Raw genomic sequence first — 1,251 nt, 5'->3', positions numbered from 1 at the left:
TGACCTGCCCCCCACGCGATCCCTCAGTCTGATGTAGAGTCTGCCCCACCTGAAGGAGCAGACGAATGAGGAAAAGCCGTTTCACCGAGGCGCAGATCATCGGGATGCTGAAGGAGCAGGAGGCTGGCATGCCAACAGCTGAGGTGTGCCGCCGGCATGGTCTCAGCCCGGCGACGTTCTACAAGCTGAAAGCCAAGTATGGTGGCATGGAGGTCTCCGAGGCTGCCAGGCTGAAGGCGCTGGAAGACGAGAACGCCAAGCTCAAGCGCCTGCTGGCCGACACGATGCTCGACAATGTCGTCCTGAAGGATCTGCTGGGAAAGAACTGACGACATTGACCAGGCGGCGAGAGGCGGCGCTCAGGGCGATACGGGATCACGACATCTCGCAGCGTCGGGCCTGCCAGCTTGTCGGTGTCGATCCCAAGACCGTCCGGCGCACACGCCCGCCGGACTGCCCCGAGATCCGCGAGGAGATGAAGGAGATCGCCGGGAAGCGGCGCCGGTTCGGCTATCGCCGGATCGGCATCCTGCTGGAGCGCAAGGGCATGACCATGAACCACAAGAAGCTGTATCGGCTCTATCGCGAAGAAGGGCTGTCGGTGAGGCGACGGCGTGGTCGCAAGCGGGCTCGCGGGTCACGCACGCCGATGCCGGCAGCGGCGCATCCTAATGCTCGCTGGTCGCTCGACTTCCTGGCGGACAGCTTCGGCGCCTCGCGCAAGTTCCGCATTCTGGCGGTGATCGACGACTGCTGCCGGGAGAACCTGTGCCTGACCGCCGACACCAGCATCTCGGGCGCCCGCGTAGCCCGCGAGTTGGATGCGCTGGTGCGGATCTACGGAAAGCCCGCTTGCATTGTCAGTGACAACGGCACCGAGTTTACCAGCCGGGCCATTTTGAAGTGGGCCGACAAGAACGGGGTGCCCTGGCATTACATCGACCCGGGCAAGCCCCAGCAGAATGCTTTCATCGAGAGCTTCAATGGCAGCCTGCGCGACGAACTCCTGAACGAGGAGATCTTCGATACTCTGGACGACGCCCGCCGGAAGCTGGCGCTTTGGCGCTATGATTACAACGCGGTCAGGCCGCATTCCTCGCTCGGGAACCAGACGCCGCTCGAAGCGCGCCGAACGCTTGAGCAATTTGAAGGCTCCGCGCCCGGCGCGCTTGCCCAGAACGGCCGACCCGACTACCAATCTCAAACCCGCAGACTCTCGTTATGAACGAGGGACCCGAGGGGGGCAGGTCA

At 63.5% G+C, this 1,251-nt stretch carries 1 protein-coding gene; it reads left to right on the top strand.

Features of this window, described 5'->3' with window-relative positions; genetic code table 11:
• Positions 1 to 65: 65 nt before the first annotated feature.
• Positions 66 to 1,225 (top strand): IS3 family transposase gene (locus FNF32_RS11485; protein ID WP_246087803.1). Its coding sequence is split into 2 segments (ribosomal slippage): positions 66 to 315 and positions 315 to 1,225, totalling 1,161 coding nucleotides; the frame shifts between segments, so codons are not numbered across the junction.
• The last annotated feature ends 26 nt before the right edge of the window (positions 1,226 to 1,251 follow it).

It is taken from the genome of Paracoccus marinus, from assembly GCF_007018965.1.
GTDB classification, from domain to species: domain Bacteria; phylum Pseudomonadota; class Alphaproteobacteria; order Rhodobacterales; family Rhodobacteraceae; genus Paracoccus; species Paracoccus marinus.
This window is presented reverse-complemented; position numbering and strand designations above follow the sequence as displayed.